An 11,029-nucleotide genomic window follows, 5' to 3' on the forward strand; every position below is an offset into this window, starting at 1 on the left:
TTATGCCTCCTGACCTGCGCGCTTGCGCAGCATACGGGCCGGGGTGACCTCTTCGATGGACTTGCCACGGCGTGCGGCAACCTCTTCGGGGCGGACCAGCTGCTTGAGGCCGTCCACGGTAGCGCGGACGACGTTGAGTGCATTGTCGGAGCCCAGGGACTTCGACAGAATGTCCTGCACGCCAGCGCATTCGAGCACCGGACGAGCAGCACCGCCGGCGATGACACCAGTACCAGGAGCGGCAGGCTTCATCATGACGATGCCCGCTGCGTCGCGACCCTCTACCGGGTGGGTGATGGTGCCGGCAACCATAGGTACGCGGAAGAAGTTCTTGCGAGCCTCTTCTGCACCCTTCTGGATTGCAGCCGGAACTTCCTTAGCCTTGCCGTAGCCAACGCCTACCTGGCCCTGGCCGTCACCAACGACGACGAGAGCGGTGAAGGACATGTTGCGGCCACCCTTAACGGTCTTGGAGACGCGGTTGATGGTCACAACGCGCTCGATGTACTTATCGCGCTCGTTGTCCTGCTGGTTACGACGATCGTTGCGACGGCCGTTGCCGCCGCGGTTGTTCTTGTTGTTCTCGGCGGAGCGTCCGCCGTCACGCTGTTCACGGTCCGACATTACGCGATCCTTCCGTTGATGTTTCCGTTGACGATGATCATTAGAACTTCAGACCACCTTCACGTGCGGCGTCTGCCAGCGCAGCGACGCGGCCGTGGTACTTGTAGCCTGCGCGGTCAAAGACGACCTGCTCAATGCCAGCGGCCTTGGCGCGCTCAGCAATCAGTTCGCCCACCTTGGCAGCCTTTGCCTTCTTATCGCCCTCGAGTGCACGGATGTCCGCTTCCATGGAGGATGCGGAAGCCAGGGTGTGGCCTGCCAGGTCATCGATGACCTGGACGTGCATGTGGCGCGAAGAGCGGTGAAGGACCAAGCGCGGGGACTCAGGGGTGCCACGCAGGGTCTTACGGATACGGAAGTGGCGGCGTGCGCGTGCTTCGCGACGACGAGAAGAAATGTCCTTGCCGACTGGAGTGCGCTTCGTGTTTTCAGTGTTTGCCATTGCTTACTTACCCGTCTTTCCGACCTTGCGACGGATCTGCTCGCCTTCGTAGCGAATACCCTTGCCCTTATAAGGATCGTCCTTACGCAGGCGACGGATATTAGCGGCGATCTGTCCGACTAGTTGCTTGTCAATACCGGTAATGGACAGCTTGGTGTTGCCGTCCACTGCGAAGGTGATTCCCTCCGGAGCCTTGATGAGGATCGGGTGGGAATAGCCCAGGCTGAATTCCAGGTCCTGGCCCTTTTGCTGCACACGGTAGCCGACACCAAAGATTTCCATCTTGATGGTGAAGCCCTCGGTCACGCCGATGACGGCGCTGTTGAGCAGCGAGCGGGACAGGCCGTGCAGTGCACGGTGCTTGCGGTGATCATCAGGGCGGGAAACGGTCAAGATGCCGTCTTCCACGTTGATGGTGATCGGATCCGGAACGTTTACGCTCTGGGCACCCTTAGGACCCTTGACCTCAACGTCTTGGCCGTTGATGTTGATTTCGACGCCGTTTGGTACGGCGATCGGTGCTAGACCGACTCGAGACATGTGTCAAACCTCCCTTTACCAGACGTAGGCGAGAACTTCTCCGCCTACGCCCTTCTCCTCAGCCTGACGGTCAGTCAGCACACCGTGGGACGTGGAAATGATAGCCACGCCCAGGCCGCCCAAGACCTGTGGCAGTTCGGTGGACTTTGCATACACACGCAGACCCGGCTTAGACACGCGACGCAGACCAGACAGGGAACGCTCGCGGTTGTTGTACTTCAGCTCGAGGGACAGAGTGTGGCCCTCAACGGTGTAGTCAGCGATGTAGCCTTCCTGCTTCAAGATGTCAGCAATGTTTGCCTTCAACTTGGAGGTAGGCATCGACACGACGTCGTGGTGTGCGTTACTTGCGTTACGCACGCGCGACAGCATGTCGGCAATAGGATCAGTCATAGTCATATGAGTGACCGTGTACCTTTCTCGTTGCGGTTCCCGTGCTCACCAAAGCGTTTTCCGTGTGATTTCGGGCTACTCACGCTCCTCACGGTCAATACCGCAAGGCGCTCGCCACCCTTTGATTCAGACAACGGTCCGCTGTAGCCGGCGAGGGGCCTACAACAAAGTTGATGTTCAATTCTTTTTCGGCTCTGCGTTTTGCCAGTTCAACACGCAAATACAATAAACTTTGCGTGCATACCGGGTGAACCGCAGGCACGCCGAAATATCCTACGGTATATCCTGCGGTTTTCCAAATAGAACCCCGACATTCATTATTGTCGAATACAGCGCCACATGATTGAGGAATAGTTAGATGAGTACCGATAACGATGGTTCGATCCGCACCGCCCACCAGTGGCGTGAAGAAGCCGCGCAACTATTAAAACTCGAACCACACGAGGAAGCGTTGAAATAATGGCCAGCCGCAAGAATGCTACCTTTGCTGTCACTAAGGTCCGCCTGGGTGAACACGCGCAGGTTGATACCCGCGCCGATACCGTTGCTGGCGAGGAACCGCTTGAGATTCGCGTGGGCGGACAGACCATCACCACCACCATGCGCACCCCAGGCCACGATATCGAGCTGGCACACGGGTTCCTCCACTCCGAGGGGCATATCGCTGCGCTTTCCGATGTCACCACAGCCCGCTACTGTTCAGGTGCCACCGCCCAAGGCATGAATACCTATAACCTACTGGACCTAGATCTGGTGAAGAATACGCCGCTGAGTTTGAGCGATCTCCGCCTGACTACGACGACGTCTGCCTGCGGCGTATGCGGTACATCATCCATTGCGGCGATGACAAAGCAGTCGCGCTACCCCATCCCGCAGATCCCTGTAGATCCACAGCTGGTAGTCCAGTTGCCAGAGAAGCTACGGGCCGCCCAGAAGGAATTCCGCAAAACCGGCGGAATCCACGCTGCCGGCGCGTTTACCCTCGCGGGCGAACCGGTAGTCATCCGCGAAGACGTCGGCCGCCACAACGCCGCGGACAAGGTCATCGGCCACCTGCTCATGGAGGGCTTGCTTCCGGCCAGCGATCTCATCCTCGTGATGAGCTCGCGCGCCAGCTTCGAGCTCGTGCAGAAGGCTGCGATGGCGGGCTTCGGCCAGCTCGTGGCGGTATCGGCAGCCTCCTCGCTCGCCGTGGACACTGCCCGCAAAACCGGCATGGCGCTCGTCGGCTTCGCACGCGGCGACCGCTTCAACCTCTACTCGGGAGACCTGAAATGAGCCTTATCGATTTCCTCGTCAACGTCGAGCTGGACACCCCGCGCCCCGACTACCGCGCGCTGCTCATCACCGCACGCAACGTCACTTCCCCGGCTGCCGACACCCCCGCCGCCCCGTCAGCGTTCCAGCCCCATGTCGCCGCGTGGCGCACGGCGTGGCAGAACGCCGGGCTCGATCCCGCGCTTTTTGAGCTGGGCGCCCAGCCTTCCGATGCCCCCGTGGTTGCCCTCGGCAACGCCGTCGCCCGCCGTTTCGAGCTGCCGATCACGACGTTTGCCCTCGATGGCTTCGAGGGCCCAGTGCGCATCGAGGTAGGAACCGCTACCGTGCGCGATGCCGCGGGTAGTGCCGCGCGGCGCTTCCGGCCCGAGCACCGAGTCCAGCCCACGCCGGAGATCACCAGCGTGCTCTATATCCTCGAGGCTCTGGATCCGCTCACGGACGACGATTTGCGCCTGGCGGCCGATGACATCCTCGACGCCCTGCGCACGGCGAACCCTGATGTCGAGGTCGCCCAGCGCATCCTGCGCCCCGAATAACTCCGCGCCGAGTAAGCGCTAGTGTGCAGCGCGCACGTCGAGGAACCCGCGCAGCAGCGCATTGCGGCGGCGGGTGCCGGACTCGAAGGTCTCGGCGTCGTTGCCGTAGGCGGCATCGACTTGCGCGTACACCTCGTCGAGATGCGACATGTCGGGCACTCCGGCGACAAGCTCGGTGTCCCAAGCTCCCGCGATATGTTCGATAATCGACTTGATGCCCTCGGGGCCGCCGCCCAAGCGGTTGGACTCGAACGGGCCTGTGGCCGCGTCGGCGAGTTCTGCGCGCACGTCCGTCATGCGCACCTGCCACCCCGCGTCGACGAAGCGCTGGGCAAACGAGAAACCGATCAGGCCGCCACCTACAAGCAATGCTGTCTTCATGTTTTCTAGCCTAAGCCTCTTGGCTCGCGGCCACACGGTTTGCTGTATGGCCACCGCCACACAAAAGGTCTACAAGAATTAATTTATCCCGCCTCAGCCTTGCCCGGAGCGAAAGACGCGTTTTTACACCCCGACCTCGCCCCGCCCTGCGCCCGCAACTAACCCGTAGAAAATGCACCGCACGCCCATTCTTTGCACTCACCCCTGTGCCACTCCTGCTACGCCCGAGACCTCGGCTGTCGACCCCGCGCACTGCGCATCAGACCAGCGCTTTCACACCCTTCCCCGAGCCGGTGCAGCAAACACATCCCGCCGTGACCACGGATAACAGCAGCATGCCCGCGCGCAGCACCACTTTTCATTAGATACTTTTACCGTAGCCTAACTTATGTTAGCGTCTCCTAACATGCACAAAATTCGTCAGGAGAGACCGGCCCCGTTCGTCGATTCCTTCGTAGGAGCCGATCCGACTGCATTAAACACAATCATCCACCACAGCCAGCACACCCTCACGCAGTATCTCGCCGAGGGCGACGCGCCACGCTCCGGTCGCAACGCCCATGAGACAGCAGCGGCCGTCACACGCGTTGACCTCGAGCACCCAATTGGTACATTTGACGCCGCGTTGGCTGAGCTTCGCGAACTCTGGCTCGACCACGCCGTGTGGTACCACCACCCGCGCTACATCGCCCACCTCAACTGTCCGATCACCGCCACCGCCGTGGGCGCGGACCTGCTCGCCACCACAGTTAACACCGCGGTCGAAAGCTGGGATCAGGCCTCGAGTGCCGCCGCAATCGAAGGCCACCTCCTCGAGTTCTTCGCGCGCAAGCTGCGCTGGCCGCAAGACCCGCATTCCCGCACCCGCGGGGTCTTTACCTCCGGTGGTACGCAATCCAACCTGCAGGCGCTCTATATTGCGCGCGAAAAGGCGCTGGGCGCCCAGGGCGTGCAGGGACTTTCCCAGTTGCGCCTCTACACCAGCAGCCACGCCCACTACTCCGTGCTGCGCGCTGCCCACCTCCTTGGGCTTGCGGATACCGCCGTCATCACTATCGACTCGGATGCCGCACACCGACTCGACCCGGCTGATCTCGCCCGGCGCATCGCGGCCGACGTGGCGGACGGCTACACGCCGATGGCCGTCGTGGCCACCGCTGGGGCAACCGACCGCGGCACCATCGATCCGCTAGAGACCATCGCCAAGGTCTGCCTCCACGCTGGGGTGCACTTGCATGTCGACGCCGCGTACGGGGGTATCCTGCTGCTCTCGCCCACGCAGCGACACCGTCTGCGCGGCATCGACGCAGCCGATAGCGTCACCGTCGACTTCCACAAGGGCTACTTCCAGCCGGTGGCCTGCAGCGCGATTCTCTTGCGCGATCCCGCTGACTGCGCCCTCGTGTCGTGGCACGCGGACTACCTCAACCCCGAAGACGCCACCGACCACAATCTCGCGGACTTCTCGCTCCAAACCACGCGTCGCTTCGACGCGCTCAAGCTCTGGATGACGCTGCGCACCCACGGCGCCGACGCCCTCGGGGAGGCCTTCGACGCCTGCTGCGCCGCGGCCCGCGATGCCGCCCGGCGCGTCGACGCCCATCCACGCTTTGCACTGCGCGCCACACCGGAGCTTTCCACGGTGCTGTTTACGCCTGCCGATGCCCCCGCCAGCCTCGTCCAGATCGTCCGCCAGCGCTTGCTCGAGCGGGGCGACGTAATTATCGCGACCACCACCTTCGAAGGCGCGCCGTGCTGGAAGTTCACCATTCTCGATCCGCAGCTGCGTGGCACAGATATCGACGCGATCCTCGGGCTCATCGAGCGCGAGATGAACGCCGTCGACCAAGCCAACGCTCAACCGAGCCCCAGCGTTCTCGCGGTACAACCCGCGCGCTAGACCACGACCCACAGAAACTTAAAACAGGAGTTTGTCATGTCTTCTTCCACCACCGCCCGCACTGCCGCCGTCGCTGATGCCGAATCTAGCATTAAGCCCTATGATCTGGTGGGCATCGGGATCGGGCCGTTCAACCTGGGCTTGGCGGCGCTGAGCCAGCCGCTGGTTGACGGCGGCGTGCTGCGCGCGGCGTTCTTCGATTCGCGCGCGGAATTTTGCTGGCACCCCGGGATGATGATTCCTGGGACGACGATCCAGGTTCCGTTCATGGCCGATCTGGTCACCCTCGCCGATCCCACGAGCCCGTACAGTTTCCTCAACTACTGCAAGCAGCAAGGGCGCATCCACCAGTTCTACATCAAGGAGGATTTCAACCCGCTGCGCGAGGAATACTCCGATTACTGCGCCTGGGTCTCCCAGCAGCTGAGCACGCTCGAGTGGAACTCCACGGTGACGTCGGTGCGCCGCGTCGACGATCTGTGGGAGGTCACCGTCAACGGGCCGCGGGGCACCTGCACGGTGCTCAGCCGCAACGTCGTGGTCGGAGTGGGCACCACGCCGTTTATCCCCGGCGAGCTGCGGGCTGCGCCGGAAGCCGGGCTCGCCGTGCACTCGGCGGACTATCTTGAGCACAAGAAGGAGTTGCTCGCCCAGGAGTCCGTCACCCTCATCGGGTCGGGGCAGTCCGCGGCCGAGATTTACGCCGATCTCATGGAACCTGCCGCGTACCGGGGCACGCGGCTGGACTGGGTCACCCGCTCGGGGCGCTTCTTCCCCATGGAATACACCAAGCTCACCCTCGAGATGACTAGCCCCGAGTACGCGCAGTTCTTCCGCGGCCTGGACGCCGCGACGCGCGACCGGCTCAACCGCGAGCAGCGCAATCTTTACAAGGGAATCTCCGGCCAGCTCGTCAATCACATCTACGACACCTACTACCGGTTGTCCATCACGAAGGGCCTGCCGCGCCCATTCGCCTCGACGCTCCTGGCCGGCTGGAGCGCGGCACTGTGCGACACAGACGCGTCCGCCCCGTTCCAGCTGACGTTGACCCACGGCGAGACCGGCGAAACCCGCACGCACGCGACAAACGCGCTGGTGCTCGCCACCGGCTACAAGGCCCCGCTCTTCCCCAGCTTCCTGGAGACCGCACGCGAAGAAGTCCAGTTCGACACGGCCGGGCGCCTGGCCATCGATCCCGGATTCGCCATCGACGCCGCCCAGTCGCTCTTCGTCCAAAACGCCGAGGAACACCTTCATTCGCTCATCGCGCCCGACCTCGGGATGGGACCGTGGAGGAACTCCATTATTCTCAAGGCCATCACCGGCCGCGAGTACTATCCCATCGAGCGTTCCGTCGCCTTCCAGACCTTCGGGGGTCAGTAATGCTCAATACCGAACGTGACGACATCTTCACTCCCCACGGCACGGTGCGCCTTCGCCCGCTCAGCCCCGCCGACACCGAGCTTGTCCACGGGTGGCTCACCGATCCTCACTGCGCATTCTGGGGTATGCAACAGGCCAGCGTCAACGACGTCGCCGTCGAATACGACCGGCTCCGCGCCTCCCCGCACGAAGAAGCCTGGATCCTCGAGCTGCACCCGCACCCTGCCGCCCCGCACAGACCGATGGGCATCGTCGAGGACTACGACCCGCGCCGCGTGGTGCTGGACTCGGTGTTGGCCGAGGCTGCTAGCTCGGAGGCTGCTGGTATCAGGGAGTTGACGCTGGAAGAGCCACTACGCGGACTGCACTTCCTCGTCGCCCCGCCGGCCGGTGCCCACGTTTCTGGGCTAACCAGTAGCCTTTTCGCCGCGGTCATCCGCTGGCTCATCGATTGCCGGGGTTTCCGCGAACTCCTCGTGGAGCCCGACGTAGCCAATGGCGCGATTCACCGCAAGAACGCCGAGGCCGGCTTCCTCGATGTTCCGGGACTTAACGAGATCCGCCTGCTCCAAGGCGGGCACACGAAGACGGCACGGGTGCAGCGTTGTACCGCCTCAGACTTCTATTCCTCAGCGGCTGCCGCGCGCGCCTCGCTGTCGCCGGTGGCGAATGCGCTGTGCGCGGCCGAGACCGCTGAGCGCCAGCTCATCGCCAAGGCCATCCGCGAATTTAGCCATGAAAGACTGCTGACGCCAAGCTTTCACCCGGACTCCGAACGATGGTCGGTCCACTTTGGGCCGCGGGAGCTGAGCTTTTCGGCCCACCAGTACGGGCTGGCGCATCTCGAAGTCGTCCCCGAAAGCATCGAAGCTGCCGATGCCGCCCCGCTGCACCTGGCCGAGCTCATCGCCGGGGCCGCAGAACAGCTGGGCATACAACCGGGGTTCCTGCACACCTACATCGAGGAGATTCAGGCGACCCTCGTCGGCCGTGCCCGCGCCCTCGCGACGCGCCCCGCCGCGCAAAGCTTGCGCGCACCGCAGCTCGCCGCCAGCGCCCAGGAGCGTGCGAATGCCCAGGCGGACTATCTCGTGACCGCTGAGTCAGCAATGTATGAGGGGCACCCCGGGTTCCTCGCGAATTCGGGGCGCGGCGGGATGAGCCTTACCGAGCTGCGCGCCTACGCGCCGGAGGCGGGAGCCGACATACACATCGTGTGGCTCGCCGCCAAGCGGGAGCACTGCGTGGTGGCGGCATCAGAAGACGTCGCGGACCTAGCCGGGTTCTTCGCCGAGCAGCTCGGGGACCTCGGTCCGCGCTATGAACAGGCGCTCGCAGAATTGGGCTGCGCACCGGATGACTATGTGCCGCTGCCGCTGCACCCGTGGCAGTGGGACAATTGCATCTCCACGATCTTTTTTGACCAGCTCATTTCCCGGGATCTGGTGTACATCGGCACCAGCAGCGACCTATTCCGTCCCCAGCAGTCGCTGCGGACGTTCTTCAACCACTCGCGCCCGGCGCTGCCGTATGTCAAGACGGCCGTGGGCATTCGCAACATGGGGTTCGTCCGCGGGCTCTCGCCGGCGTACATGGAAACCACGCCCGCCATCAACGATTGGTTAGCCCAACAGCTCAATGTCGATCCGGAATTCCGGGCCCGCAACGTGCGTCTGCTCAAAGAAATCGTCGCCGTGGGCTACCGCGGCGACACCTACCACCGCCACCCGCTGCCCGCGGGCTCAACAAGCGAGCGTGAGAAAATGCTCTCCGCGCTGTGGCGCGACTCGCCCATGCCGCAGCTATCCGCCACGAGCGTGGCCGTGACTCTGGCGGGCTGCCTCTACGTCGACCCGGCAGGCGAGTCACTCGCCGCCGAGTGGATCGCACAATCGGGTCTGCCGCCGCAAGAATGGCTGCGCCGGCTGCTCGACGTGTACCTTGTCCCAGTCCTCCACGCGCTCGCCCAGTACGGAATCGTGTTCATGCCGCACAGCGAGAACGTGATCCTCGAGCTCGACAACGGCGCGCCCGTCGGCGCGTTCTTCAAGGACCTAGGAGAAGAGGCCGCGGTCGTCGACGCCCGCGTGGACGTGCCTGCGGGACTGGAGCGCCTGCAGGTCGATCACGGCGACTTCACCGGCGCCCAGCGCGCGCTATCTATCCACACCGACGTCCTCGACGGCGTGCTGCGCCACCTCGCCGCGCTCTTCGACCGGAAGGGATTGCTCACTGAGACCGAGTTTTGGCTCAGCTGCCGTGCAGTCGTGCTGGATTACGAACGCCGCTTCCCCGGCACGCTAGAGAAACTCCCGGTGCTCGCGTCGCAGTTCAAGCACTCCTGCCTCAACCGCTTGCAGTTGCGCAACCCGCTATCGATGGTAAACCTGGGCGACCAGGAGTCCTCGCTCATCTACGCCGGGGACATGGACAACCCGTTGCATTCTTCAGAATCGACGGCGCGATAAGTAAAGGCCAACCCCGCTCGTGCGGGGTTGGCCTTCTCGCGTACTACGCCGCAGCCTAGTCGCGGTATGCCTCCGGGCCCTTGTTGAGCCAGGCGTACACGCCGCCGATGAGGAAGCCGCCGCCAATGACGTTGCCCACCCAAACGATGACCCAGTTGGTCAGCACCGCGCCGAGCGTGAAGTGCTCCGGGAACGCGCCCGCGTCAAAGAACGTGAGGCACACTAGGCAGAAGTTCGCGATGACGTGCTCGAGGCCCATGCCCACGAACGCCGCGATGAACGGGACGATGACGATGAACTTCGAGATGATCTCCTTGGCGAAGATGCCACCCACGATGGACATGTTGACCACGAAGTTGGCCAGGATGCCCTCGACGAGCATGCCCGCCGGCCCCTTCGCCAGCTTGGCGTCGGTGAGCGTGACGATGATGTGATCGACCGGCAGGTTGCCGAACTTCGCGGAGACCCCAACGCGGCGGCGAGGTTCGCCGCACCCACGAGGTTGAACACCGTGGTCACGATAATGAGCCAGAATGCCTTTGCCAATGTCACCTGCTTATTGGCGGCTCCGTAGACCATGAACAGCATGTTGCCGGTCGCAAGGTCAGCGCCCAAGATGATGATGGCAAACAGGCCGAGGCCGAAGAGGAAGGCGAAGGCGACGCTGCCCAAGCCTTCGAAGTTCTTTTCCACCGCTTGTGCCACGGCGCAGGCAAAGGCCGTGCCGATGAGCAGGTACACGCCACAGGATGGCGCGCACGATAAAGCGCGACGGCGACTGGTCAAGCAGAGCGGTTTTCTTCGTGACCGCGGCGGCCACGGACTCATTGAGGGACATGCAGACAATCCTTGAAAGAGGAGCAAAATCGACCCATACATGGTACCCCACGCATGCGAAAACCCCAGCCTGCGGTGCCCGAAAGGGGGCATCGGAAAGCTGGGGCTTAAGGCCGTAAGCGAGTGCTTACTTGAACGGGAAGCCGAGCTCGCGCAGGAGCTTGCGGCCCTCCTCGTCGTTGGTAGCGCTGGTAACGACGGTGATGTCCATACCACGGGGACGATCGATCTTGTCAATGTC

10 protein-coding genes and 2 pseudogenes are annotated in these 11,029 nt (G+C 63.1%); 5 read left to right on the plus strand and 7 right to left on the minus strand.

Translation table 11 applies throughout. The features are described from left to right. Genes rpsE through rpsH form a run of 4 tightly spaced genes read right to left on the minus strand, consistent with a single transcriptional unit; the run spans position 1 to position 2,005 of the window. The gene (rpsE, locus tag ABRP95_RS06220; protein WP_005276995.1) at positions 1-624 is read right to left on the minus strand and encodes a 30S ribosomal protein S5; all 624 of its coding nucleotides are present in this window, start codon (positions 622-624) and stop codon (positions 1-3) included. 40 nt (positions 625-664) lie between these two features. Then, the gene (gene rplR, locus ABRP95_RS06225; protein ID WP_023016753.1) at positions 665-1,066 is read right to left on the minus strand and encodes a 50S ribosomal protein L18; all 402 of its coding nucleotides are present in this window, start codon (positions 1,064-1,066) and stop codon (positions 665-667) included. A 3-nt stretch (positions 1,067-1,069) separates the two neighbouring features. Beyond that, a complete protein-coding gene (rplF, locus tag ABRP95_RS06230; protein WP_284899343.1) occupies positions 1,070-1,606 on the minus strand; it encodes a 50S ribosomal protein L6 in 537 nt (178 codons plus the stop codon). A 15-nt stretch (positions 1,607-1,621) separates the two neighbouring features. Beyond that, a complete protein-coding gene (rpsH, locus tag ABRP95_RS06235) occupies positions 1,622-2,005 on the minus strand; it encodes a 30S ribosomal protein S8 (protein ID WP_005276990.1) in 384 nt (127 codons plus the stop codon). Positions 2,006-2,458: 453 nt separating this feature from the next. Here rpsH and fdhD point away from each other — a divergent pair, with 453 nt between their 5' ends. Both fdhD and ABRP95_RS06245 read left to right on the plus strand, forming a co-directional pair. Beyond that, the gene (fdhD, locus tag ABRP95_RS06240; protein ID WP_349839107.1) at positions 2,459-3,277 is read left to right on the plus strand and encodes a formate dehydrogenase accessory sulfurtransferase FdhD; all 819 of its coding nucleotides are present in this window, start codon (positions 2,459-2,461) and stop codon (positions 3,275-3,277) included. After that, positions 3,274-3,816 carry a hypothetical protein gene (locus ABRP95_RS06245; RefSeq protein ID WP_284770194.1) on the plus strand — a complete coding sequence of 181 codons (543 nt, stop codon included), beginning with the start codon at positions 3,274-3,276 and terminating at the stop codon, positions 3,814-3,816. The genes fdhD and ABRP95_RS06245 overlap by 4 nt, the downstream gene beginning before the upstream one ends. 18 nt (positions 3,817-3,834) lie before the next feature. On the opposite strand, the gene ABRP95_RS06250 is transcribed toward ABRP95_RS06245, so the two are convergent. After that, on the minus strand, positions 3,835-4,197 hold the full coding sequence (locus ABRP95_RS06250) for a hypothetical protein (protein ID WP_284849838.1): 363 nt from the start codon (positions 4,195-4,197) through the stop codon (positions 3,835-3,837). Between the two features lie 406 nt (positions 4,198-4,603). Between ABRP95_RS06250 and ABRP95_RS06255 the strand changes: the two genes are divergently transcribed. Genes ABRP95_RS06255 through ABRP95_RS06265 form a run of 3 tightly spaced genes read left to right on the plus strand, consistent with a single transcriptional unit; the run spans position 4,604 to position 9,951 of the window. Then, positions 4,604-6,097, plus strand: coding sequence for a pyridoxal phosphate-dependent decarboxylase family protein (locus tag ABRP95_RS06255; protein ID WP_284770195.1), 1,494 nt, complete (start codon positions 4,604-4,606; stop codon positions 6,095-6,097). A 36-nt stretch (positions 6,098-6,133) separates the two neighbouring features. Further along, positions 6,134-7,483: a lysine N(6)-hydroxylase/L-ornithine N(5)-oxygenase family protein gene (locus ABRP95_RS06260; RefSeq protein WP_284770196.1), complete on the plus strand. Its 1,350-nt coding sequence runs from the start codon at positions 6,134-6,136 to the stop codon at positions 7,481-7,483. Then, complete coding sequence (locus ABRP95_RS06265) at positions 7,483-9,951, plus strand: GNAT family N-acetyltransferase (protein WP_349839108.1); 2,469 nt, start codon at positions 7,483-7,485, stop codon at positions 9,949-9,951. The genes ABRP95_RS06260 and ABRP95_RS06265 overlap by 1 nt, the downstream gene beginning before the upstream one ends. 55 nt (positions 9,952-10,006) lie before the next feature. On the opposite strand, the pseudogene ABRP95_RS06270 reads toward ABRP95_RS06265, so the two are convergent. Then, positions 10,007-10,789: pseudogene (locus ABRP95_RS06270) on the minus strand (formate/nitrite transporter family protein). A gap of 126 nt (positions 10,790-10,915) precedes the next feature. Further along, positions 10,916-11,029: pseudogene (locus ABRP95_RS06275) on the minus strand (50S ribosomal protein L5); the annotation flags it as partial.

The sequence above is a fragment of the Corynebacterium sp. KPL2895 genome (genome assembly GCF_040225815.1).
GTDB lineage: Bacteria > Actinomycetota > Actinomycetes > Mycobacteriales > Mycobacteriaceae > Corynebacterium > Corynebacterium rhinophilum.

Excerpts from the sequence above, each read along its gene's own strand:
- rpsE (WP_005276995.1), bottom strand. The coding sequence starts at position 624 with ATGTCGGACCGTGAACAGCGTGACGGCGGACGCTCCGCCGAGAACAAC.
- rplR (WP_023016753.1), bottom strand. The coding sequence starts at position 1,066 with ATGGCAAACACTGAAAACACGAAGCGCACTCCAGTCGGCAAGGACATT.
- rplF (WP_284899343.1), bottom strand. The coding sequence starts at position 1,606 with ATGTCTCGAGTCGGTCTAGCACCGATCGCCGTACCAAACGGCGTCGAA.
- rpsH (WP_005276990.1), bottom strand. The coding sequence starts at position 2,005 with ATGACTATGACTGATCCTATTGCCGACATGCTGTCGCGCGTGCGTAAC.
- fdhD (WP_349839107.1), top strand. The coding sequence starts at position 2,459 with ATGGCCAGCCGCAAGAATGCTACCTTTGCTGTCACTAAGGTCCGCCTG.
- ABRP95_RS06245 (WP_284770194.1), top strand. The coding sequence starts at position 3,274 with ATGAGCCTTATCGATTTCCTCGTCAACGTCGAGCTGGACACCCCGCGC.
- ABRP95_RS06250 (WP_284849838.1), bottom strand. The coding sequence starts at position 4,197 with ATGAAGACAGCATTGCTTGTAGGTGGCGGCCTGATCGGTTTCTCGTTT.
- ABRP95_RS06255 (WP_284770195.1), top strand. The coding sequence starts at position 4,604 with ATGCACAAAATTCGTCAGGAGAGACCGGCCCCGTTCGTCGATTCCTTC.
- ABRP95_RS06260 (WP_284770196.1), top strand. The coding sequence starts at position 6,134 with ATGTCTTCTTCCACCACCGCCCGCACTGCCGCCGTCGCTGATGCCGAA.
- ABRP95_RS06265 (WP_349839108.1), top strand. The coding sequence starts at position 7,483 with ATGCTCAATACCGAACGTGACGACATCTTCACTCCCCACGGCACGGTG.